Genomic DNA, 20,486 nt, shown 5'->3' on the forward strand with positions numbered 1-20,486 from the left:
CATGGCCGAGGCGATGTGCCGCTGGCGGGTCACGCCCGCGGCACACGGTATGGGTGCCTGCCGACCGGAACGACGCCCGGCCGCCCGGCTAGTCGTCGGCCGGCCGACGGGCGAGGATGGCGACCGCGGCGCGGCCCATCGTCCGGCCGCGGACGTCGAGCTCGACGTCCTCCCACCCGTCCTTGACGAGTTCGTCGCGCAGCTGTTCAGGACTGGTGTTCATGGTGTGGCGATGGTGGACGATCACCAGCCGGCCGCCGGGGCGCAACACCCGCCGCAACTCCGCGTACGCGGCCGGGCGGTCCCACAGGGTCACGTTGTTGACCGACAGGGCGGCCGTGACCGACGCGTCGGGCAGGCCAGTCGCGTCCGCGGTCCCCTCCCGGAGCGAGGCGTGCCCCACCGCGAGGTGCAGAGCGCAGCGCTGCCGGGCCATGGCCCGCATCGTGGCCGAGGGATCCACGCCGATCGCCCGGCCGCCCGGCGCGACCGCCTCCGCGGCCAGGGCGAGACCGATGCCCGGCCCCGGGCCCACCTCGAGCACCTGGTCGCCGGGCCGCAGTCCGGCGTGTTCGACCGCCCACGCCTCCTGTTCCGCGTTGCCGCGCTGCATGATGGCGCCTCCGATGAGGCCCGGAATTCCGCTGGGGCGTCCGAAGACCGGCCCGAGGAGCGTCAGTAGGAGCGAGTTCATCCGGTCGGCATCCCAATCTCTGTGAGTGACGGCTGAGGACGAAGCGTGGAGACCGGACCTCGAAGCTCACTGGAGAACGCTGCGTGACCGCCGGACTCCGGCCATCCAGTAGTGCTCGACCACCAGTCGAGCTCTGCCGCCGACGGTGACGCCCCATCGATTGAAAGGGGCGCCATGAGCGGGTTCACCTTCACCGATTTCCAGAAAGTCGTGGAGCACTGCTTCGAAGGGGCGGACGTGACCTCTCTGGAGGATTCCGCGCTGAACACCGAGTTCGGCGACCTGGGTTACGACTCCCTGGTCGTCTACGAGATCGCCATGCGGGTGCAGGACGAGTACCGGGTCTCCGTCCCGGACGAGGCGTTCGACGAGCTGACGACGCCGGCGGCCTTCATCGCCTACGTGGACGCCAGGATCCCGGCCGACCGATGACCGTCACGCGTGGCCGTACGCGTGGGGAGGAGCTGCCGCAGTGAGCCGAACAGTCGCCATCACCGGGATCGGGGTCATGGCCCCCAGCGGTGTCGGCCGCAAGGCGTTCTGGGATCTGCTGGTCTCCGGACGAACCGCCACCCGAACCATATCCAGCTTCGACGCCTCCCGATTCCGCTCCCGGATGGCGGCGGAGGTCGACTTCACGGTGGAGCAGCAGAGCCTGTCGCCCCGTGAGATCCGGCGTCTCGACCGTGCCGCGCAGCTCGCGGTACTGAGCACCCGCGAGTGCCTGGACGACAGCGGACTTGACCTCTCCGCCCTCGACCCCGAGCGCATCGGCGTCAGCGTCGGCACCGCCGTCGGCGGCACCACCAGCCTGGAGCGCGAGTACCTGGTGCTCAGCGACAGCGGCCGACTGTGGGAGGTGGACGGGGCCTACCTGTCACCTCATCTGTACGACGCCTTCGTGCCCAGCTCCTTCGCGGCCGAGATCGCCGCGATGACAGGCGCGGAGGGGCCCGCGGCCGTCATCTCCACCGGCTGCACGTCAGGCATCGACTCGGTGGGCCACGCCCGGGACCTCATCGTCGAGGGCGTCGTGGACGTGATGATCGCGGGCGGCACCGACGCGCCCGTCTCACCCGTCGCTGTGGCGTGCTTCGACGCGATCAAGGCCACGTCACCCCGCAACGACGACCCGGAACACGCCTCACGGCCCTACGACCGCACGCGGGACGGCTTCGTGATCGCCGAAGGCGCGGCCATGCTGGTCCTGGAGGAGCTCGAACACGCCCGCGCCCGGGGCGCGCACGTCTACGCGGTCATCGACGGCCACGCCTCCCGCTGCAACGCCTTCCACATGACCGGCCTGAAGCCGGACGGCCGGGAGATGGCGGACGCGATCACCGCGGCACTGGACGAGGCCAGGATCGCGCCCGAAGCGGTCGACTACGTCAACGCCCACGGATCCGGCACCAAGCAGAACGACCGGCACGAGACGGCGGCCTTCAAGCTGGCGCTGGGCGAGCACGCCTACCGCACACCGGTCAGCTCCATCAAATCGATGGTGGGGCACTCACTGGGCGCGATCGGCTCCATCGAGATCGCCGCCTGCGCCCTCGCGATGGAGTTCGGGGCCGTACCGCCCACGGCCAATTTGCACGAGGCCGACCCCGAATGCGACCTCGACTATGTGCCCCTCGAAGCGCGTGAGCGCGAACTCGGCACCGTCCTGACGGTCGGCAGCGGCTTCGGCGGCTTCCAGAGCGCCATGGTCCTCTCCCGAGGTCCGAGGAACGGGAGAGGAGCGGTGACATGACGCGGACCTCCGCGGCCCTCGCGGATCAGCGGACTCCCACGGCGAACCACCCGCCGGTGATCACGGGCATCGGTGTGGTCGCCCCGAACGGCATCGGTACACAGGAATGGTGGGAGGCGACTCTGCGGGGTGAGAGCGGCATCCGCCCGGTGCCGGGGTACGACGCCACTCGCTACCCCTCGCCCCTCGCCGGAGTCGTGACGGGATTCGACGCAGCACAGCGCCTGCCGGGGCGTCTGCTCCCCCAGACCGACCGGGTCACCCGGCTCGCCCTCGTCGCCGCCGACCTGGCGCTCACGGACTGCGGCGCGGACCTCTCGGCGCTGCCCGACTACGCGACCGGGGTGGCCACGTCCAACGCGACCGGTGGATTCGAATTCACCCACCGTGAAGTGCGCAAACTGTGGACCAAGGGACCGCAGCACGTCAGCGTCTACGAGTCGTTCGCCTGGTTCTACGCGGTCAACACCGGCCAGATCTCCATCCGGCACGGCATGCGCGGCCCCGGCAGCGTGATCGTCGCCGACCAGGCAGGGGGCCTCGACACCTTCGGACTGGCGCGGCGCACCCTGCGCAAGGGGGCCGCGCTGGTCGTCTCCGGCGGCGTGGAATCCGCGCTGGACCCCTGGGGCCTGCTGTCCCACCACTCGGGGGGACGGCTCTCGGGAGCACGCGACCCGCGGCGGGCGTACCTGCCCTTCGACGAGCGGGCCGCGGGGCACGTACCCGGAGAGGGCGGCGCGCTCCTCATCGTGGAGAGCGCGGCGGGCGCCGCGGAGCGCGGTGCCCGCCAGGTGTACGGACACCTGGCCGGACAGGCGGCCACCTTCGATCCGCCGCCCGGCTCGGACCGCCCGCCCGGCCTGGCCCGGGCCGCCCGGCTCGCGATGGCCGAAGCGGGAGTGGCGGCCCAGGACATCGACGTGGTGTTCGCCGACGCCGCGGCGCAGCCGGCGCTCGACGACATCGAGGCCGCCGCCCTCACCACGCTCTTCGGCCCCTACGGCGTGCCCGTCACCGCCCCCAAGACCCTCACCGGGCGGCTGACCGGCGGCGGGCCGCCGCTGGACGTCGCCGCCGCGCTGCTCAGCATGCGCGACGGCCTGATCCCCCCGACCACCCACGTCGGAAGGCCCGTCCCGCGGCACCGGCTCGACCTGGTGCGCGGGGAACCCCGTACGGCCCGCGTCGACGCGGCGCTGATCCTGGCCCGCGGCCACGGGGGCTTCAACTCGGCCCTGGTCGTCACCGCACCGCGCCACCCGCGCGGGGCACACGGCGACCGGCGAACAGATTGAGAGAAGCACATGATGCAGGAGCTGATCTTCACCGATCTCCGCACCATCCTCGTCGAGTGCGCCGGCGAGGAGGAGGACGCCACCTTCACCGAGGAGGTCCTCGACGTGCCCTTCACCGAGCTGGGCTACGACTCGCTCGCGGTGCTGGAGACCGCGGCGGCCGTCGGCCAGCGGTACGGCGTCGAACTGCGCGACGAGGACGTCGCGGACGCCGTGACCCCGCGCGCCTTCCTACAGCTCGTCAACCACGCCCTGTCGACCGCCGCTTGAGGAGCCCCGCCATGACCGAGACCATCGCCGCTCCCGCCGCGCCGCCCGCCGCCACGTCCCACCGGGGCCCGGCACTGGTGACCGGCGCGACCCGCGGCATCGGCCGCTCCGTGGCGCTGGCCCTGGCCCGCCGGGGCCATCCGGTGTTCCTGTGCGCCCGTGACGAGTCCGGTGTCGCCGAGGAGGTGGAACGGCTCACGGGCCTCGGTCTGACCGCGGCCGGCGCCGCCTGCGACGTGACCGATCCCGCCCGGGTCCGCGCCTGGGTCGCGGCCGCCGTCGAACGCTTCGGGCCGGTCCAGGTGCTCGTCAACAACGCGGGCCGCAGCGGCGGCGGGACGACGGCGGAGCTCCCCGACGAGCTCTGGTACGACGTGATCGACACCAACCTGAACAGCGTCTTCCTGGTCACCAGGGAGGCGCTCACCACGGGCGGCATGACCGGCCTCGACACGGGCCGCATCATCAACATCGCCTCGACCGGCGGCAAACAGGGCGTCGTCCTGGGCGCGCCGTACTCCGCCTCCAAACATGGCGTGGTCGGCTTCACCAAGGCACTCGGCCTCGAACTGGCCCCGACGGGCATCACCGTGAACGCCGTCTGCCCCGGCTATGTGGAGACGGACATGGCGGGCGGGGTCCGCCGGGGCTACGCCGCTCTCTGGGGGGTCGACGAGGACGCCGTGCTCAAGCGGTTCGAGGCGAAGATCCCGATCGGCCGCTACACGGAGCCCGAGGAAGTGGCCGCGTTCGTCGGCTTCCTCGTGAGCGACGAGGCGGCCGCCATCACCGCGCAGGCGCTCAACGTCTGCGGCGGCCTGGGCAACTACTGACACGGACCCCGGCAACTACTGACACCGGAAGGGGTCGGCCATGCCGATCGATTCGACCACCGCACCCTCACCGCGCCGGCACCGCGCGGAGCACACGGCGCACTACACCGGACCGGCCGGCCGCGGATACCGGCTCATCGCCGACGTGACCCGCTGGCCGCTGCTCTTCGCGCCGTGCCTGGCGGGCGAAGTCCTGGACAGCGACCGGGACTCGGAGCGGATCCGGCTGTGGGCCGTCACCGGCTCTGAGATCCGCAGCTGGACCTCCTTGCGCAAACTGGACGACGAACGGATGCGCGTCGACTTCCGCCAGGAGACCCCCGGCCCTCCGTTGGAGTGGATGAGCGGGCACTGGCAGTTCGAGGAGAGCGAAGGCGGCACGCGAACGGTCCTCGGGCACGAGTGGGTCCTCGCGGCCGACGCGGCGGTGTCGGCCGAGTGGGCCGCGCAGGCCCTGGACCACAACAGCGAGGTCGAGGTCGCGGCGGTGGCCCGCTGGGCGGGGCGCCCCGAGGAGCTGGAGGACCTGCTGTTCACCGTCCAGGACGAGTGCGTCGTCCCCGGGCCGCTGCGTGAGGTCTACGACTTCCTGTACCGGGCGGACCTGTGGCCCGCGCGCGTCCCGCACGTCGCGAGCCTCGACCTTCAGGAGGACCCGGCGGCCGCGGTCGGCGGCGCGCGGGTCCAGACGCTCGACATGCGCACCCGCGGCGACGACGGCTCCGTGCACGGCTCGCAGTCGGTCCGGCTCTGCTTCCCGTACGAACGCCTCGTCTACAAGCAGACGACGGTGCCCCGAGGACTGCTGGGACACAGCGGCGCCTGGCTGCTCTCGGCGGCGGGGGAGAACACCCGCGTCACCGCCGTGCACCACGTCGCCCTCGACCCCGACGCGGTCGACGAGGTCTTCGGCCCCGGCACCTCGCTGACCGCGGCCCGGGAGCGGACCGGGGCGCTGCTGGCCGGGAACAGCAGGCGCACGCTGGAGAGCTGTGGTGCCCATCTCGCCCCGGCGGCGGGAGGGGGACGGTGACCGCGCCGGGCGTGCTGACCTCGGCACCGCACGGGCCCGCGCGCATGGACGAGATCGCGGACGGGGTCCATGCCTATCTTCAGGAGTCGGCGGGCTGGTGTGTGAACAACGCCGGGGTGCTCCTCGACGCGGGCCGCGGCCCGGTGGTCGTGGACACCGCGGCCACCGAGGCGCGCGCCCGCCGACTGGGCGCCGCCGTCCGCGAACTCGCCGCCGCACCGCCGCGGCTGCTGGTGAACACGCACTTCCACGGCGACCACACGTTCGGCAACGCGCTGGTCGGCGAGCCGGACACGCTCGTGGTGGCGCACGAGCGGGCCCGGCAGGAGATGGCGGCTGCGGGGCTGGGGCTGACCGGTCTGTGGCCGGGCGTCGGCTGGGGCGCGGTGGAACTGCGCCTGCCCGACGTGACGTACGACGGCCGGCTGGAGCTGCACCTCGCACGGCGCACGGTGCGGCTCCTGCACCCCGGACCGGCCCACACCACCGGTGACACGCTCGTGTGGCTCCCCGAGGACCGGGTGCTGTTCGCGGGAGACGTCGTGATGCCCGGCTGCACCCCGTTCATCCTCATGGGCTCGCTGCACGGATCGCTGCGCACTCTGGAGTACCTGCGCACGCTCGCCCCGCGCGTCATCGTCGGCGGGCACGGGCCGGTGTGCGGCCCCGAGGCGATCGACGAGACCGAGGGGTACCTCCGGTGGCTGCTGCGGACGGCGGAAGGGGCTCTGGCGGCCGGGCTCGCACCGCTGGAGGCGGCACGCCAGCTCGGCACCCACCCCTACCAGCAGTGGACGGACCCCGAGCGCCTGGTGGGAAATCTGCACCGGGCGTACGCGGAGCTGCGGGGCGGTGCGTACGGCGAGCCCCTCGACGTGGTGGGGATCTTCGGCGAGATGGTGGAGTTCAACGGCGGGAGACTGCCCGCGTGTTACGCGTGATCGCCTCCTCGATGCTCTCCACGGCCTGTTCGAAGATCTCCGCGTCTGCCGGGCCGCCGGTGGACCGGGGCGGTGCGAGGAGAGGGACCACCCGGGTGGTACCGGCCCGCACGGCCGGGTGACGGCGCGCCGGGGCGCTGAGCGAGCGGCTGGGGTCCGCGTCGAGCAGCAGCAGTCCGGGGTCGGTGCCCGAGGCGTCGAGCAGCGAGGAGAGCGCGGGCCAGTACCGCACGGGCAGGGCCAGTTGGTCCGCCCAGAACGTCGCGTCCACCGCCTGCCGGTCGAGGAGGGGCAGCGCCGTGCGCGTGGAGATCAGGGGCGAGCGGGCCGGCGCCGGCCGCAGCGCGGCCACCTCGTGGGCGAGGCGCCGGGCGGCGCCGGCCATCGACGGACTGTGGAAGGCGCGGTCCGACCGCAGCCGCAGTGTGGTGTGGCCCGCGGCCCTCAGCAGGCCGTCCACGTGCTCCAGTGCGTCGAGGGGCCCCGCCAGCACGGTCTGACGAGGGCCGTTGACCGCGGCGACGACGACCGGGTACATGTCGAGGGGCAGGCCGGACAGCGGTGTGGCCACCGCGAGCATGCCGCCCCGGCCGTCGTCGCCCAGGACACGTGTCCTGGCCGCCGCGAGGCGGCCGAGGTCGGCCTGCCGGAACACCCCGGCAAGACAGGCGGCGGCGAGTTCGCCCACGCTGTGCCCGAGCAGCAGGCCCGGCGGGGCGTGGGAGGCGGAGACCGCCCGGCCGAGGGCGAACCCCACGCCCAGAAGCAGGGGCTGGGCGATGTGCGCCTCGCCGAGGCGCGGGTTGGGGGCGGGGCGCAGCCACTGCGCGGCCAGCCGGTCGCCCTCGGGTCCCAGCGCGTCGAAGAAGTCCGTCATGGCGGCGGTGAACTCCTTGTGCACGCCGTACAGACCCGCGGCCATGCGCTCTCGCTGGGCTCCCTGTCCCGGAAGCAGCAGCACGGTCTGGGGGTGGTTCACGAGCGCCTCGATTCTCCGGGGGGTTCGCCCAGCGGATTGCCTGGGTGGCGGTGCGACGCGGCAGACGGTGGCGGGGGCCGCTCGATCCGGAGTGGACGGGAGCTCAAGTGGCGCTCATTGCGGTGCTCTGACGCTGGGCGCCCTCACGACGAGCCGGGAGGCACCATGCAGCAGTCCGTTCACGTGTCCGGAGAGGTGCTGTTCGACGACGACTTCCGCGACGGGCTCGGCGCACCCTGGGCCGTGCCGATGCGGGACGAGGCGACGCTCCTGCCCGCCGCCGACGGGCTGCGGGTCGTGCCCGCCGGGACGGATCCGGTCACGGGGCAGCCGGCCTTCGCACCCCTGGCCGACCGGGACGAGGCCGCGCAAGGGCCCGGCGATCACCTCAAGTGGGTGGCGCTGGCGCGTGGGCCGGGGGAGGACGGGCGTGGATTCGAGGTGCCGGAAGGCGGAGCGGTCGAGTGCACCACGGTGCTGTCCGCGCGCGGTTACGGGGCGGCGCGCCACCCCTTCGGCGACGCGGTGCCGGACCCCGGCCAGGACGTACGCCTCGCCGCCGCGGCGATGATCACCATGGACCCGGCCACGCACGTGGTCTGCGACTTCCTGCTCACCGACACACGCGTCCACGCCCTGTACGAGCGGGTGCCGACCCCCGGGTCGCAGTACGCCTCCTTCTCCTACGCCCTGCCGGTCGCGCGGCGTCGCCCCGGGCAGCGCCACCGGCTCTCGGTCTCCTTCGAGGAGGGCGGTACGTGCGCCGTGTGGCGGGTCGAGGGGGCCGAGGTGCTGCGGATCGACCGCCCGGGACAGCGTCCGGCGGACCGTCGGCACCTGCTTCTCGACCACGGCGGGCAGGACGGGGAGCCGGTGCGTCTGAGCCGGCTGGTCTGCGCGTTCGGCCTGCTCACTCTGTTGGACGGAGCGGGCCCGGACGGCCGCGGCCTGGTCCGTCCGGCGCCCGGCGGGGCGCCCTGCTACGCGCCGCGCATCGGAGCGCCGAAGCCGCAGGAGTTCGTCGCCGACGCGGGGCTGCTGAGAAGGGCGTCGTGGCGTCCTGGAGCCGAGCTCACGGTGGGCCGGGTGACGGTGCGGGCCGCGGTTGACAGGGGGCTCCGGAGATCCTAGATTCGTTTTAAATTTGTTTTCAAAGCAAATGGAAATGCCCTTCTGTGTCGACCCCGTGTCGACAGATCCGACGGAGACTCTCATGAGTGAAGAGCAGGCAGACAGCGGTCTGAGTTGGAACGAGCGGGTCATCCAGGAATTCCGGGCGAACAACGGCCGGGTGGGCGGAATGTTCGAGGGGGCGCCCATGGTCGTACTGACCACCATGGGCCGACGGACCGGCAAGCCCCATGTGAACCCCGCCATCTACAACAAGGACGGCGACCGCTACCTCGTCTTCGCCTCGAACGCCGGTCGCGACAAGCACCCCGACTGGTACCACAATCTGCTCAAGAGCCCCCAGGTCACCCTGGAGATCGGCACGGAGGAGGGGGCCGTCAAGCCGTTCGCCACCCGGGCCGAGGTCCTCGAAGGGGAGGAGCGCGACCGGTACTGGGAGCAGCAGTGCACCATCGACCCGGCCTTCCGCCAGTACGAGGAGCAGGCGAACCGGACGATTCCCGTCGTCGCGCTGTACCCGCTGAACCTCGGTGCGAACACGGAGCGCAGCCGGATGATCGGCGCCCAGCTCAAGAAGCACCACGAGGACCTGCGGGCGGACCTCGCGCGGGTCCGGGCGGCGATCGACGAGACCCTCTCGCCCGAAGGCGCCGCCGCGCAGCCCGTGGCCGACCTGACGGAGCAGCTCCGCAAGCGCTGCCTGACGTACTGCTACGGACTGCAGATGCACCACATCCGCGAGGACGGGTCCTTCTCCGCCTTCGAGGAGAAGTTCCCCCACCTCGTCCCGGCCATCTCCCGGCTGCGCGACGAGCACAAGGTGGTCGAGGCGGCCCTGGCCGAGTTCGAGGAGCTCTTGGACAAGGGCGGTTTCGACCGGGCCGAGGACGGGGACCGGCTGCGGGCCGAGCTGGACCGTGTCGTGAACGGCCTTGAAGAGCACTTCCGTTACGAGGAAGAGACCCTGCTGCCTGCGTTGGAGGGCTGACGCGTGTCCGGGATGCGCTATCGAGTGCTCGGCAAGACGGGACTTCGCGTCTCCGAACTCGCTTTGGGGACCATGACGTTCGGTGACGACTGGGAGTTGCCCGACGACCGGCCGGCCAAGATTCTGGAGCGCTTCGCGGAGGCCGGCGGCAATGTGCTCGACACCTCCAACGAGTACGGGCGCGGCACCGCCGAATCCGTCCTGGGCGACCTCCTGCAGCACCGGCGGGACGCCTTCGTGCTCACCACGAAGTACACGCTCCAGGTCCGTCCCGGAGACGTCAACGCGGCCGGCAACCACCGCAAGAACCTCGTGGTGTCGCTCGAGGACAGCCTGCGCCGCCTCAAGACCGACCACATCGACATCCTGTGGGTGCACGCCCGGGACACGCTGACCCCGGTGGCCGAGGTCATGCGGGCCCTGGACGACCAGGTGCGGGCCGGAAAGGTGCTGTACGTCGGCGTCTCCAACTGGCCCGCCTGGGAGATCGCCCAGGCCAACACCCTCGCGGAGCAGCGCGGCTGGACGCCCTTCGCGGCCATGCAGGTGCACTACAACCTGCTGGACCGCGCGGTCGAGAACGAGTTCCTGCCGATGGCGCACGCCTTCGACCTGCCGGCGTTCGTCTGGGGACCGCTGGCCGACGGCCGCCTCACGGGCAAGTACCTGAGGGGTGAGGAGGGGCGCCTGAACAAGGTCGCGTGGGGCAGGGCGCGCGGCGAGGGCGACGACGTGGTCCGCGAGGTCGTGCGGATCGCCGAGGAGCTCGGCCGCCCCCCGGCCCAGGTCGCCCTCGCGTGGCTGCGGTCCCGGCCGGGCACCGTCATCCCCATCATCGGGGCGACGACCGAGGAACAGCTGAACCAGAACCTCGGCAGCGTCGACGTGGACCTGGGACGCGACCATCTCGCGGCCCTGGACCGGGCGACGGCGATCCCCGCCGGATACCCGAACCTGCTGCTCCGGTTTCCCGCGATGACCCGCATGATCTACGGGGAGCACTGGCAGCGCGTCGACGACCGCCGCTCCACCAGCCGGCGCGCGGTCACGGACGACCTGTTCTCGACGGTGGACTGACCACCGGTCGCGTGCCCGCGAAAACGCCCGGCCGGGAGGCTCCCGGCCGGGCGTCCTGTCGTATCCCGTCGTGGCGGACGGTCAGTCCGACGTGCTGATGCTGAAGGACTTCACCTTGAAGGTGACGCCCTGCCCCCACAACCGGTTCTTGAGAAGGCTCTTGTCGTCGTGGAACTTCTGCGGCGTCGGAGCGCCCTTGGCAGGGTCGTAGTAGAAGTTGTCGCTGTCCTCCAGCCGGACGAGGCCGGCCTTGTCCCGGTCGCCCGCGCCGCCGCCCCCGTCGAGCAGATTGCCGGTCGCCAGGCCGCACTGCACGGACGACGCCCGCACCACTTCCTCCGGGCCCCCGTGCTCGATGCGCAGGTGCTTGCGGTCGAACGCCCTGGTGCCGATCCGGTCGGTGGACAGCACCCGCTTGCCGTTGACCAGCCAGCTGACCCGCTTGCCGCCCTGGTCGTAGCGGATCGCGAGGCGTACCGGCTTGTTGGCGGTGCGCTTGGCGACCGGGACGGAGTAGTGGAAGGCGGCGTAGGCGCCGCTCTCCACAGGGAGCCGCTCGTACACGGCGTGCACCTCGTTGTTGGTCACCGAGAAGTTGGCCACGGTGTGCGTGGCGTGGTCGACGGTGATGACCGTGGCGCTGGCGAGCCGGGGGTCGGACTGGGGGTCGCTCACCGCCCGGCCGAACGGGTGGTTCTCGACGCCCTCCGCCTTGACGGTGACGTCCGCCTTGCAGTTCCAGGCCCCGGTCTCGGGCACCGGGAACCCGTTCGCGGAGGAGACGCGCGGCTGGGCCACCCACTTCAGGTGGTCGCCGGTGCCGCCGCCGAAGCCGGTCGCGTCCTGGGCGGCGGTGGCGGCGAACGCGGGCCGGCCCGTCCGCGGATTGCGGCCCGTCGGCACCACGGTGATCCCGGTGGCGTTCGACGTGATGACCCCGTCGCCCTGTGCCAGCTGACCGTCCGGGGTGTTGGAAGAGCCGAGCAGCCACTTCTCCCGCGCGTCGAAGCCCTTGGCGAAGTCGTCCTGGAAGAGGACCTTCTCCGAACTCGACCCGGCCGGCTCGGCGGCGCCGGCACCGCCGGTGAGCGTCAGGGCCGAGCACGCGGTGGCCGCGGCCACCAGACAGGCGGCCGCCCGTCGTGACCGAACCAAGGGGCGACGGCCATTAGCAGCCTCTGAGGGCATGGATTCTCCTCCGTACATCAGTCCGTCAAGTGCGCAGGCCGGTTCGCGCAGCGCGGCAGCACCGTGGCAACCACCCCTCGAATACGACTCGAACCAGCTGTCGCCTCAGCGGCCGGCCGATCCAGTGGGCTTCGAGGCAGCCCGCACACCATGTGCGCGAGCACGGCAGCCCCCGTTGTCTGTCGTCCATGGACGGTCTGTGGACGCGCACGGAAAGGACGGCACACGTATGGCACGTATGGATGGCATGGACGCGTTACTGCAGGTCTCCGAGGAAGTGGCGGCCGCTGTCGCGGAGAAGCGGCCGGTGGTCGCACTGGAGTCCTCGCTCATCACCGCCAGCCCGTCGCTCGAACTACCCCTGGCCATCGAGAAGTCCGTACGTGACGCCGGTGCCGTACCGGCGACGATCGGCGTCGCCGACGGCCGGCTTCTGGTCGGCATGGACGCCGACCAGATCGAACGGATCCGGGGCACCACCCACGTACAGAAGGTGAGCGCGCGAGACCTGGGCGCGGCGGTGGCGGGCGGCTCCGTGGGCGCCACCACCGTCGCGGGCACCATCGTCATCGCCGAGCTGGCCGGGATCGAGGTCTTCGCCACCGCGGGGATCGGCGGGGTGCACCGGGGCGCCCAGCAGACCCTGGACATATCGCCCGACCTGCTGCAGTTCACCCGGACCCGCATGACCGTCGTCTCGGCGGGCGCCAAGAGCATCCTGGACGCCCGGCTGACCGCCGAGTACCTGGAGACCGCGGGAGTCCCGGTCTTCGGCTACGGCACGGACCGGCTCCCGCACTTCTACATCAGGGGCGGTGACATCCCGGTGGCGCGCGTCGACGACCTGCGCACCGCCGCCCGGGCCGCGCGGACCCACTGGCTGCTCAACGGCGGCGGAACCGTGCTGCTGACCGTTCCGGTGGACGAGGAGCAGGCGGTCGACGGCGCGCTGGTCGAAGGCGCCATCGCCCAGGCGCTGGCGGAGGCGGAGCGGACCGGCGTCACGGGGAACAAGGTCAGCCCGTTCCTGATGCGCGCGGTCTCCCGGGCCACCGGGGGCCGCACCGCGGCCGCCGGCCGCTCCATCCTGCTGGGCACGGCCCGCGTCGCGGGTGAACTGGCGGTCGCCCTTGGCGCCGAACGCGCCGTCGCGGCGGGGGCGGGACGATGACGGCCGCGGCCCAGGGCGGCCCTGGGGCCGGACCGGCCGCACCGGCTCCTGTGGGAGGGCTCGTCCTGGACCTGGACGGCACGCTCGCGGACACTCCGGGGGCCATCGCCTCGATCATGACGAAGATCCTGGCCGACCAGGGCGCCCCCGCGGACGAGGCGACGGTCCGCGCGCTGGTCGGCAGGCCCCTGGAGCAGAACTTCGCCCATCTGCTGGGCCGCGCGCAGGACGCCCCGGAGGTCGCGGCGGCCGTCCGCTCCTACCGCGAGCTCTTCCGGGCCCACTTGGAGGGGACCGACCCCGCCGACCTCGCCTGCCCCGGCGTCACCGAAGGGCTGCGGCGGGCACGGGCCCAAGGGCTCCTGATGGGCGTCGCGACGTCCAAGCCCCGCGGGGCGGCGGAGCGGTTGCTGCGGCTGATGGGAGTCGCCGACCTCTTCCGCGTCGTGGCGGGCGACGACAGCGTGCGGCGCAGCAAGCCCGACCCCGAGATGGCCTTCCTGGTCGCCGGCGGACTCGGGCTTCCGCCGGACCGCTGCGTGGTCGTGGGGGACGGGACCGCGGACATGGAGATGGGGCGTTCCGCCGGGATGCGGACCATCGGCGTCTCGTACGGGGTCGCCACGCCCGACGAACTGCTGGCCGCGGGCGCCGACGAGGTCGTGGACTCCTTCGACGCCGTCCTCGTACACCTGGCCGGGACCGCCCCGCGCCGCCCGACCGACGACAAGGAGCTGTGATGACGCATCCGACCACCGACCGGGCCACCGTGCTGTGGCAGGACGACTTCCGGGGCGGGCTGCGGGCGGACGGCCCGGACGCGCCGTGGCGCTTCGTCCAGGCGAGCGCCGAACTCATCGCCGACGACGCGGTGATGAGCACGGACGCCGACGGGCTGCGCCTCGTCGCGCGCGGCCGCAACCCCCGCACCGGCGAACCGGCCTTCACCCGCACCGTGCCGAGGGAGACCGGCGAGCCCGGCTCCATCCCCGGTTTCGCCGACCACGCGAAGTGGATCGCCTACGTCAACCGCCGGTCCACGGCGGGGTTCCAGGGGTTCGACACGAGGCCGGGGCGGGTCCTGTCCGTCGAGGCGAGCATCTCCGGCCGGACCTACGGCACCGCGGACCACCCATTCGGCGACGCGGTGCACGACCCGGACGACGACCTGCGGCTCGCCGGGTCGATGCTCAACACCATCGACCCGGAGACCTCCGTGGCCTTCGACTTCATCCTCACCAACAAACGCGTGTACGCCTTCTACGGCCGGACGAACTTCGCCCGGCGCCACCTCGGCGCCTACCGCTCCTTCGCGTGCACGGTCCCGCTGGCGGCGCGGTCGCCCCAGGACCTGCACCGGGTGAAGATCTCCCACGACCACTCGGCCGGCACCGTGCACTGGACCCTGGACGGCGAGAGCGTCCTGACGGTGGACCGCATCGGCCACCCGCTGGACCGGGACACGCTCACCCTGGACGAGGGCGGCACACCCGAGGACGTGACGCCACGTCAACTGAGCGCCGGAATGGGGATGTTGAGCCTACTCGACGGCTCGTGGCCCACCGGGCGCGGGCTCGTCCGGCTCTCCCGGGCCACCACCTACTACCGGCCCGACGCGGGCGCCCCCACCGAGCAGAGCTTCGTCGACGAGGACAGCGCGGAGAGCAGCCGCCTCTTCGGCCAGGGCGCCGAACTCCGCATCAGCGACTTCAAGGTGACGAGCGAACCCGCCGCCTGACCCTGCGCATGCCGTGAGGGGCCACCGCTTCCGGTGGCCCCTGAGAGCGTGTCTTTGAACCCCCGCCTGCGCCCCGACGCCCGGCACGCACTCCCCCAAGCTCTCGGCTGCGCTCGAGCAGGGGGGACCCCCATGCCGCACGGTGTCCCAGGACAGGTGGCTCCGCCAGATGACCTGGGACACCGCACGCCGATCGCACGCTTCCCCAAGCTCTCGGCTCCGCTCGAGCAGGGGAGGCCCCATTCCGCCGCTGCGCCCGCGCTTCGCGCGAACGACGGGGGTTCAAAGACAGGCTCTCACGGCATGCGCAGGATCAGGACACGTCGGTGGCGGCCTCCCGCAGCCGGGCCGACCCGAACCGCCGGGCGGCGGGCTCCCACTTGAGCACGGCGTGCCCGGCCGCCGTGTTGGCGTCCCGCCAGAACCGCTGGAGGTCACCGCCCAGCGACTGCGCCCCGGTGCCACCGGTGCGCTGAAGCCGGCCCACGGCATCGAGCAGCAGGTCCACCGCGACGACGTGATCGCGCTGCGCGCGCGCCCCGGCGGCCTCGGAGCCGAGCAGACCCAGGTCGGCGTCGCGGGCGGCCCGGGTCAGCAGCAGCTCGGCCGCGTCCGTCTGCGCCGCGCTGCGCGCCAGATCGAGCTCGGCCGACACCGACGGCGGCTGCGTCGGGCCCGCGGCCGCGTGCTTGCGGGCCGCCGTCCGCGTCCACGCGTCGAGGGCGCCGTGCGCGGCGCCCAGGATCGGCGCCGCGAAGCTCAGGCCGCTGACATTCTTGTGCGGGACGCGCAGCCAGGCGGGTCCGCCCTCCGGCCCCCGCCCCGCGGCCAGTTCGTTGAGCAGGAAGGTGTGGCCGACCGGCACGAACGTCTCGTCGAGGACGAGGGTGTCGCTGCCCGTGCCCCGCATGCCGACGGTGTCCCAGGTCCGGTCGATGCCGTACGCGGAGCGCGGGACCAGCAGGAAACGTGTCTGCGAGCGCCCGGAGTCGAGGGGGACCTGCGCCGCGAGCAGCGCGAAGTCGGAGTAGTGCACCGCGCTGACGTACGGCCAGCGGCCGCTGAGCAGCCAGCCGCCCGCTGCCGCGCGGGCTCCGCCCCCGGGCACCAGCGCTCCGACCACGAGGGCGTCGGGGCTCCGCGACCACACGGCCTCCTGCCCCTCCTCGGGCAGGAACGCCGCCATGCGGGAGAGCGAGGCGAGGACCGCGGCGCACCAGCCCGCGGAGGGGTCGCTGCGCGACACCGTGGCCACGGCGGCCAGGTACTCCTCGAAGCCGCCCTCGCCCCCGCCCCACCGCGAGGGCACGAAATGGCGGGCGAACCCGGCGTCGCGGAGCGCCTCGGCGACCGCGGGGTGGAGCACCTTCTCCCGTTCCGCGTGCGCCGCGTGCCGCGCCGCCGCGGTGGTCGCTGCCTCTGGGCGCAGTCCGGTCGACTGCCCGGCGGGCGCCTGATACGTCGTCATGGTCTCCGGCACGGGTCCTCCCCTGGAGAGGGCCGCCGCGCTGGGTGCGGCGGCCGGGGCGCCAGGGTCGTGCGGCGGGGTGGAAGCTGCCTTGACGGTGACTGGACCAGTGCGCGGACGGTGCCGGCCGCGTCTCCGGGCGGGGAGAGGCGGCCGGGGTGTCACCGGGCGGGGCGGCCCGGCGGGCGGTTCACTCGGCCGCGTGCCGGGAGGTCAGCGAGCCGGACTCCGCGGCCGCGTCCTCCTGGGCCTGGTCGGACGCCGTCTCCTCCTGCTTCGGCCCGGGGTTCGCCGCGGCGAACATGAGGCGTCCCGGCGGCAGGATGAACGCGGCGGGGGAGGAGAGCAGATACAGGATGACCACGGTCAGGAGCCCGACCACCGCCGCGTCGACGGCGTTGCCGTTGTCGTCCAGGTGCCCGAAGAAGACCGTGCCGACCACGGCGATGCCGACGGCCACACCGATCTGGATGGCGGTGTTGACCAGCGCGGCGGCGGAGCCGGCCAGATGCCCCGGGGTCTTGGCGAGCACGGTGGCGATGAGGACGCCGGAGGTCATGGAGACCCCGAGACCGGCGACGAGCAGGCCGGGGACCAGCTGCCAGGAGTTCAGGTCCTCGGCGACGGCGCGGATGGTGAACATGTTGGCGCTCATGCCCGCCGCCGCGAGCAGCGAGCCGACGACGGCGACCGGACGGCCGTACTGGCGGATCTTGGGGGCGAAGGGGGTGAAGAGCCCCACGCCCACGGCGAACGGCACCATGCTCAGCGCGGTGTGCAGCGGGCTGAAGCCCAGACCGCTCTGCAGGTGGACGGTGATCACCAGGGTGTAACCGGTCCCGGCGAAGAACAGCACGGCCACCGACAGGCCCCCCAGTGGGGCGCGTTCGCGCAGCAGGGCGGGGTCGATGAGGGGTGCGTGGCCGCGCCGTACGACGGTCTTCTCGTAGCGCCCGAAGAGCCACAGCAGGACCGGGCACCCGGCCATCAGGACGAAGGTCCACCAGGGCCAGCCCATGGTGCGCCCCTCGACCAGCGGATAGAGCAGGGTCAGGACGGCGAGGGTCGCGATGATGAGTCCGCGTACGTCCGTGGTGGCGGCGTGCTGGGCCTTGGATTCGCGGCACAGGACGAAGGTGCCGATCAGCGCGGCGATGCCGATGGGGATGTTGATGAAGAAGATCGGCCGCCAGCCGAGCCCGAACAGGTCGGCGTTGAGGATCAGTCCGCCGATGAGCGGGCCGCCGACGCCGCCGATGGAGAAGTTGAGACCGAAGATCGTGGCCGCCTTGTGCTGCTCGCCCGGGGGGAATTCGACCCTGAGCATCGCGAGCACCTGCGGCACCATTAAGGCGGCCGAGGCGCCCTGGGTGACTCGTGCGGCGACGAGCATCTCCGGGTTGACCGCGAGGCCGGTGAGCGCGGAGGTCACGACGAACGCGGCCAGTCCCGCCTGGAAGACGCGGAGCCGTCCGAACCGGTCGCCGAGGCGGGCCGCCGTGATCATCCCGGAGGCGAAGGCGAGGACGTAGCCCGCCACCGACCATTCGAGCTGGGTGCTCGACGCCCCGAGGTCCTCGCGGAGGGAGGGGAGTGCGACGTTGATCACTGTCGTGTCGACCAGGTCCATGAAGGCCGCGGACAGAGTGACGACGAAGGCCGCCCAGCGCCGGGGGTTGTACTCGGTTGTATCCGCTGTGGGGGGAGGGGAGAACGACATGGGCCGTCCCTTTCCTGATCAGTCCTGGAGGGCGGGTGTCCGGTATCGTGGAGAACAGGCAGATGTTTTGCTTTGAAAGCAAAGATATTTGGGGTTGTGGCTGATGTCAACGGAACACGGGGAGCGGCAGCGTCGGCGGAGCCGGCCCAACGCCGCGAAGGCGGCGACCGCCGCCACGGAGGAGGCCGTCACCACGGAAGGGGCCGCCGCCGAGGAGGCCGCCGCCCGGCGGGAGGCCGACGTCGAGGGCATGAGCCGGGAAGAAGCGGTCCGGGCGATGCTCGTGCTGATGCCGCGGGTCGCTCAGCGGCTGAAGCGGACGACCGTCCCTGAGAAGCTCAAGACGCTGAACCTCGCCCCACGGCACCTGTCACTCCTGTCGAACCTCGTCTTCGACGGCCCGGCCCTGGTGAACGAACTCGCCGCCCGGCTGGAGGTCGCGCCCACCACGGTGAGCCTCATGGTCGCGGACCTGAACCGCCAGGGCGTCGTCGAGCGCAAGCCGGACCCCGCCGACCGGCGCCGCACCATCGTCTCCATCTCCGACGACCCCGAGACCAGGGAAGCGATCAACGGCTGGCTCTCCAAGGGCGCCAGCTCGTGGGAGCGCGCTCTCGACCCGCTGACGCCGCAGGAGCGCGCCATGTTCGTGCGCACCATGGGCGCGTACGAGAGCGGGGCCTCGTGCGAGCGCGACGACTGACCCCGCCCGCCGGGCGGAACAAGTGACGCTGGAGTCTCCTTCGAGGACCCGCTGGTGTGCTGCCGCCCCAGCGGCGGGCGTGCGGCCCGCCCGACTCCGGGAGGACGCGCATGCCCGACACTGTGCTGGTCACGGGGGCCACCGGAACGGTGGGGTGCCACGTGGTCGAACTGCTCCGGGCCAGGGAACCGACCGTCCGCGCACTGGTGCGCTCCGCCGGGGCGGCCGCGGCGCTGCCCGCGGGGGTCGAGACCGTCTCCGGTGACCTGACCGATCCGGCAGCCGTGTCCCGGGCGCTCGACGGCGTCCACACGGCCCTGGTCCTGCTGGCCGAGGACGCGGGCGAGGCGTTCGCGCGGGCCGCTCGGCGGGCCGCGGGGCTCAGGCATCTGGTCGTTCTCTCCGCCGACGCGCCCGACGGCTCGGCCCACCGGGGCCCGCTGTTCGCCAGGCACGCGCAGGGCGAGGCGTGGTTGCTCGCCACCGGCATCCCCGTCACGGTGCTGCGACTGGCCCCGTTCGCGACCCAGGCGCATGCGTGGGCGGCGGACTTGAGCGCGGGCGACGTGATCGGCGTCGTCCACCCCGACCTGGCCGTTCCGGTGATCGACCCACGGGACGTCGCCGAGGTCGCCGCTACCGTCCTGCGTGGCCCCGCGCCGGCGGACCGCCGTGTACTCGCGCTCTCCGGACCGCAGTTGCTGGACGTCCCGGCCCGCGTGGACATCCTCGGCGAAGTCCTCGGGCGGAAACTGGCCGTGAGGCGACTGGACCCGGACGAATGGGTGCGCCGCTGCGCACCGCGCCTGCCGGAGGCCTACGCGCGGGGCCTGCTGGACGTGGAGCGCTATCTGTACGAGCGCCGGCTGCCGGTCGTGCAGACCGTGCGGGAGATCACCGGGCGGCCGCCCCTGCCCTTCCGTGTCTGGGCCGAGGATCACGCCGCGGCATTCGGCGCCCCCGACCGGGGGCAGCTCTTCGAGGAGGCAGTATGAGCACCGCAGCACACCCCGGGACCCCGGCGTCCGTACGGCAGACCGCCCAGTCGGGGCTCTACGCGGAAGTCCAGCTCTTCTACGCCCGCCAAGTGCACCACCTCGACGCCGTGCGCGCGCAGGAGTTCGCCGCCACGTTCGCCGAGGACGCGCTCTTCGCCCATTCCCCCGACGCGCCCGCGGTGCGCGGCCGCGCGAACATCGCAGCCGAGGTGAGCGCCTACAACAAGCGGCGCTTTCAGGCGGACCCGGTGCAGCGCCGCCACTGGTTCACCATGCTCGACGTGCGGCAGCAGGCCGACGGATCCGTGCACACCGAGTTCTACGCCCTCGTGGGCACGACCCGGCCCGGCGAACCGCGTCCCGTGATCGCACCCAGTTGCATCGTCCGGGACGTTCTGGTCCGTGAGGACGGTGAACTGCGCACGCTCAGCCGGAAGGTGACGCAGGATCAGGAACTGATCGGCTGACACGCCTTCCTCCGGAAGTTCCTCCCGATGTTCCTC

Annotated in this window: 21 protein-coding genes; 16 read left to right on the forward strand and 5 right to left on the reverse strand. The window is 72.5% G+C overall.

Annotated elements, in window-relative coordinates; genetic code table 11:
* Positions 1-88 precede the first annotated feature (88 nt).
* A complete protein-coding gene (locus AB0N81_RS21280) occupies positions 89-694 on the reverse strand; it encodes a methyltransferase domain-containing protein (protein ID WP_365360475.1) in 606 nt (201 codons plus the stop codon).
* Between the two features lie 174 nt (positions 695-868).
* On the opposite strand from AB0N81_RS21280, the gene AB0N81_RS21285 reads away from it, so the two are divergent.
* The 7 genes from AB0N81_RS21285 to AB0N81_RS21315 are packed head-to-tail and all read left to right on the forward strand — an operon-like array spanning position 869 to position 6,822.
* On the forward strand, positions 869-1,126 hold the full coding sequence (locus AB0N81_RS21285; RefSeq protein WP_365360477.1) for an acyl carrier protein: 258 nt from the start codon (positions 869-871) through the stop codon (positions 1,124-1,126).
* A 40-nt stretch (positions 1,127-1,166) separates the two neighbouring features.
* A complete protein-coding gene (locus tag AB0N81_RS21290; RefSeq protein ID WP_365360479.1) occupies positions 1,167-2,447 on the forward strand; it encodes a beta-ketoacyl-[acyl-carrier-protein] synthase family protein in 1,281 nt (426 codons plus the stop codon).
* Positions 2,444-3,745 carry a ketosynthase chain-length factor gene (locus tag AB0N81_RS21295; RefSeq protein WP_365360480.1) on the forward strand — a complete coding sequence of 434 codons (1,302 nt, stop codon included), beginning with the start codon at positions 2,444-2,446 and terminating at the stop codon, positions 3,743-3,745. Before AB0N81_RS21290 ends, AB0N81_RS21295 begins: the two co-directional genes overlap by 4 nt.
* A gap of 9 nt (positions 3,746-3,754) precedes the next feature.
* Entirely contained in the window at positions 3,755-4,015 is a 261-nt protein-coding gene (locus tag AB0N81_RS21300; RefSeq protein WP_365360482.1) for an acyl carrier protein, read from the forward strand.
* 11 nt (positions 4,016-4,026) lie between these two features.
* Positions 4,027-4,848 carry a 3-oxoacyl-ACP reductase FabG gene (fabG, locus tag AB0N81_RS21305; RefSeq protein ID WP_365360484.1) on the forward strand — a complete coding sequence of 274 codons (822 nt, stop codon included), beginning with the start codon at positions 4,027-4,029 and terminating at the stop codon, positions 4,846-4,848.
* 40 nt (positions 4,849-4,888) lie between these two features.
* A complete protein-coding gene (locus AB0N81_RS21310; protein ID WP_365360486.1) occupies positions 4,889-5,881 on the forward strand; it encodes an SRPBCC family protein in 993 nt (330 codons plus the stop codon).
* 44 nt (positions 5,882-5,925) lie between these two features.
* Positions 5,926-6,822, forward strand: a complete 897-nt coding sequence (locus AB0N81_RS21315; protein WP_365360624.1) for an MBL fold metallo-hydrolase — start codon at positions 5,926-5,928, stop codon at positions 6,820-6,822.
* On the opposite strand, the gene AB0N81_RS21320 is transcribed toward AB0N81_RS21315, so the two are convergent.
* Positions 6,788-7,801: an acyltransferase domain-containing protein gene (locus tag AB0N81_RS21320; RefSeq protein WP_365360488.1), complete on the reverse strand. Its 1,014-nt coding sequence runs from the start codon at positions 7,799-7,801 to the stop codon at positions 6,788-6,790. The two genes, AB0N81_RS21315 and AB0N81_RS21320, sit on opposite strands and share 35 nt — an antisense overlap.
* A gap of 165 nt (positions 7,802-7,966) precedes the next feature.
* On the opposite strand from AB0N81_RS21320, the gene AB0N81_RS21325 reads away from it, so the two are divergent.
* The 3 genes from AB0N81_RS21325 to AB0N81_RS21335 all read left to right on the forward strand — a co-directional run bounded on the left by AB0N81_RS21325 (position 7,967) and on the right by AB0N81_RS21335 (position 10,997).
* Complete coding sequence (locus AB0N81_RS21325; RefSeq protein ID WP_365360490.1) at positions 7,967-8,932, forward strand: DUF6081 family protein; 966 nt, start codon at positions 7,967-7,969, stop codon at positions 8,930-8,932.
* Between the two features lie 82 nt (positions 8,933-9,014).
* The gene (locus tag AB0N81_RS21330) at positions 9,015-9,920 is read left to right on the forward strand and encodes a nitroreductase/quinone reductase family protein (RefSeq protein WP_365360492.1); all 906 of its coding nucleotides are present in this window, start codon (positions 9,015-9,017) and stop codon (positions 9,918-9,920) included.
* A 12-nt stretch (positions 9,921-9,932) separates the two neighbouring features.
* Complete coding sequence (locus AB0N81_RS21335; RefSeq protein WP_365360626.1) at positions 9,933-10,997, forward strand: aldo/keto reductase; 1,065 nt, start codon at positions 9,933-9,935, stop codon at positions 10,995-10,997.
* 81 nt (positions 10,998-11,078) lie between these two features.
* Here AB0N81_RS21335 and AB0N81_RS21340 read toward each other — a convergent pair whose 3' ends face one another.
* A complete protein-coding gene (locus AB0N81_RS21340) occupies positions 11,079-12,185 on the reverse strand; it encodes a DUF6081 family protein (RefSeq protein WP_365360494.1) in 1,107 nt (368 codons plus the stop codon).
* Positions 12,186-12,414: 229 nt separating this feature from the next.
* Here AB0N81_RS21340 and AB0N81_RS21345 point away from each other — a divergent pair, with 229 nt between their 5' ends.
* The 3 genes from AB0N81_RS21345 to AB0N81_RS21355 are packed head-to-tail and all read left to right on the forward strand — an operon-like array spanning position 12,415 to position 15,094.
* Positions 12,415-13,356 (forward strand): pseudouridine-5'-phosphate glycosidase, encoded by a 942-nt coding sequence (locus AB0N81_RS21345; protein ID WP_365360496.1) that lies wholly within the window; start codon positions 12,415-12,417, stop codon positions 13,354-13,356.
* Complete coding sequence (locus AB0N81_RS21350; protein ID WP_365360498.1) at positions 13,353-14,096, forward strand: HAD family hydrolase; 744 nt, start codon at positions 13,353-13,355, stop codon at positions 14,094-14,096. Before AB0N81_RS21345 ends, AB0N81_RS21350 begins: the two co-directional genes overlap by 4 nt.
* On the forward strand, positions 14,096-15,094 hold the full coding sequence (locus tag AB0N81_RS21355; RefSeq protein WP_365360500.1) for a DUF6081 family protein: 999 nt from the start codon (positions 14,096-14,098) through the stop codon (positions 15,092-15,094). Before AB0N81_RS21350 ends, AB0N81_RS21355 begins: the two co-directional genes overlap by 1 nt.
* A 313-nt stretch (positions 15,095-15,407) precedes the next feature.
* On the opposite strand, the gene AB0N81_RS21360 is transcribed toward AB0N81_RS21355, so the two are convergent.
* Positions 15,408-16,574 (reverse strand): acyl-CoA dehydrogenase family protein, encoded by a 1,167-nt coding sequence (locus AB0N81_RS21360; RefSeq protein ID WP_365360502.1) that lies wholly within the window; start codon positions 16,572-16,574, stop codon positions 15,408-15,410.
* A gap of 178 nt (positions 16,575-16,752) precedes the next feature.
* On the reverse strand, positions 16,753-18,282 hold the full coding sequence (locus tag AB0N81_RS21365) for an MFS transporter (RefSeq protein WP_365360504.1): 1,530 nt from the start codon (positions 18,280-18,282) through the stop codon (positions 16,753-16,755).
* A 250-nt stretch (positions 18,283-18,532) separates the two neighbouring features.
* Here AB0N81_RS21365 and AB0N81_RS21370 point away from each other — a divergent pair, with 250 nt between their 5' ends.
* The 3 genes from AB0N81_RS21370 (at position 18,533) to AB0N81_RS21380 (ending at position 20,450) form a co-directional block, all read left to right on the forward strand.
* Positions 18,533-18,985 (forward strand): MarR family winged helix-turn-helix transcriptional regulator, encoded by a 453-nt coding sequence (locus tag AB0N81_RS21370; protein ID WP_365360628.1) that lies wholly within the window; start codon positions 18,533-18,535, stop codon positions 18,983-18,985.
* A 110-nt stretch (positions 18,986-19,095) separates the two neighbouring features.
* Positions 19,096-19,980 (forward strand): NAD(P)H-binding protein, encoded by an 885-nt coding sequence (locus AB0N81_RS21375; protein ID WP_365360506.1) that lies wholly within the window; start codon positions 19,096-19,098, stop codon positions 19,978-19,980.
* Positions 19,977-20,450, forward strand: coding sequence for a nuclear transport factor 2 family protein (locus tag AB0N81_RS21380; protein ID WP_365360508.1), 474 nt, complete (start codon positions 19,977-19,979; stop codon positions 20,448-20,450). The genes AB0N81_RS21375 and AB0N81_RS21380 overlap by 4 nt, the downstream gene beginning before the upstream one ends.
* The last annotated feature ends 36 nt before the right edge of the window (positions 20,451-20,486 follow it).

It is taken from the genome of Streptomyces sp. NPDC093510 (assembly GCF_040683555.1).
Taxonomy (GTDB): domain Bacteria; phylum Actinomycetota; class Actinomycetes; order Streptomycetales; family Streptomycetaceae; genus Streptomyces.

Coding starts and splice junctions, on each gene's coding strand:
- AB0N81_RS21310 (WP_365360486.1), top strand. CDS start 4,889: ATGCCGATCGATTCGACCACCGCACCCTCACCGCGCCGGCACCGCGCG.
- AB0N81_RS21325 (WP_365360490.1), top strand. CDS start 7,967: ATGCAGCAGTCCGTTCACGTGTCCGGAGAGGTGCTGTTCGACGACGAC.
- AB0N81_RS21280 (WP_365360475.1), bottom strand. CDS start 694: ATGAACTCGCTCCTACTGACGCTCCTCGGGCCGGTCTTCGGACGCCCC.
- AB0N81_RS21370 (WP_365360628.1), top strand. CDS start 18,533: ATGAGCCGGGAAGAAGCGGTCCGGGCGATGCTCGTGCTGATGCCGCGG.
- AB0N81_RS21315 (WP_365360624.1), top strand. CDS start 5,926: ATGGACGAGATCGCGGACGGGGTCCATGCCTATCTTCAGGAGTCGGCG.
- AB0N81_RS21295 (WP_365360480.1), top strand. CDS start 2,444: ATGACGCGGACCTCCGCGGCCCTCGCGGATCAGCGGACTCCCACGGCG.
- AB0N81_RS21340 (WP_365360494.1), bottom strand. CDS start 12,185: ATGCCCTCAGAGGCTGCTAATGGCCGTCGCCCCTTGGTTCGGTCACGA.
- AB0N81_RS21355 (WP_365360500.1), top strand. CDS start 14,096: ATGACGCATCCGACCACCGACCGGGCCACCGTGCTGTGGCAGGACGAC.
- fabG (WP_365360484.1), top strand. CDS start 4,027: ATGACCGAGACCATCGCCGCTCCCGCCGCGCCGCCCGCCGCCACGTCC.
- AB0N81_RS21345 (WP_365360496.1), top strand. CDS start 12,415: ATGGCACGTATGGATGGCATGGACGCGTTACTGCAGGTCTCCGAGGAA.
- AB0N81_RS21335 (WP_365360626.1), top strand. CDS start 9,933: ATGCGCTATCGAGTGCTCGGCAAGACGGGACTTCGCGTCTCCGAACTC.
- AB0N81_RS21330 (WP_365360492.1), top strand. CDS start 9,015: ATGAGTGAAGAGCAGGCAGACAGCGGTCTGAGTTGGAACGAGCGGGTC.
- AB0N81_RS21365 (WP_365360504.1), bottom strand. CDS start 18,282: ATGTCGTTCTCCCCTCCCCCCACAGCGGATACAACCGAGTACAACCCC.
- AB0N81_RS21285 (WP_365360477.1), top strand. CDS start 869: ATGAGCGGGTTCACCTTCACCGATTTCCAGAAAGTCGTGGAGCACTGC.
- AB0N81_RS21300 (WP_365360482.1), top strand. CDS start 3,755: ATGATGCAGGAGCTGATCTTCACCGATCTCCGCACCATCCTCGTCGAG.
- AB0N81_RS21375 (WP_365360506.1), top strand. CDS start 19,096: ATGCCCGACACTGTGCTGGTCACGGGGGCCACCGGAACGGTGGGGTGC.
- AB0N81_RS21380 (WP_365360508.1), top strand. CDS start 19,977: ATGAGCACCGCAGCACACCCCGGGACCCCGGCGTCCGTACGGCAGACC.
- AB0N81_RS21350 (WP_365360498.1), top strand. CDS start 13,353: ATGACGGCCGCGGCCCAGGGCGGCCCTGGGGCCGGACCGGCCGCACCG.